The 674-nt window shown below is 68.2% G+C and carries 1 pseudogene; it reads left to right on the top strand.

The window, feature by feature from the left end:
- Positions 1-674 (top strand): annotated as a pseudogene (locus tag Q1A36_RS21350) (NAD(P)(+) transhydrogenase (Re/Si-specific) subunit alpha); the annotation flags it as partial.

The following is a 674-nucleotide window of genomic DNA, read 5'->3' as shown; positions in this document are numbered from 1 at the left end:
ATGAAGATTGGTGCCTTGAGAGAGACCCAGGAGGGCGAGGCTCGCGTTGCGGTGACACCGTCGTCTGCGGCGCATCTGCAGAAGCTGGGGCATGAGGTATATGTCGAGGCCGGGGCCGGGAAGGCTGCGGGGTTCGGGGACGAGGATTACCGCCGGGCGGGGGTGACGGTCGAGGCTTCGGCTGCCGAGCTGATCGGCGCGGTGGACGTGGTGGCCAAGGTTCGGCCGCCGTCCGAGGGCGAGATCGGGCAGATGCGCGAGGGCCAGACGGTCATCTCGTTCTTCTACCCGGCGCAAAGCGCGGCGCTCTTGGAACAGGCCAAGGACCAGGGCGTGACCGCCATCGCCATGGACATGGTGCCGCGGATTTCGCGGGCGCAGAAGATGGATGCGCTCAGTTCGATGGCCAATATCGCCGGCTACCGCGCGGTGATCGAGGCGGCGAACAATTTCGGCCGCTTCTTCACCGGGCAGGTGACGGCGGCGGGCAAGGTGCCGCCGGCCAAGGTGCTGGTCGTCGGGGCAGGGGTCGCGGGCCTCGCCTCGATCGGGGCGGCCGTGTCGCTCGGCGCGCAGGTCTATGCCTTCGACGTGCGGCCCGAAGTGGCCGAGCAGATCGAGTCGATGGGCGCCGAGTTCGTCTATCTCGACTTCTCCGAGGCGCAGACCGACGG

The organism is uncultured Paracoccus sp., assembly GCF_947487305.1.
In the GTDB taxonomy this organism is placed as follows: Bacteria; Pseudomonadota; Alphaproteobacteria; order Rhodobacterales; family Rhodobacteraceae; genus Paracoccus.
The sequence above is the reverse complement of the archived record's forward strand: the minus strand, read 5'-3'. Positions and strand labels throughout refer to the sequence as shown.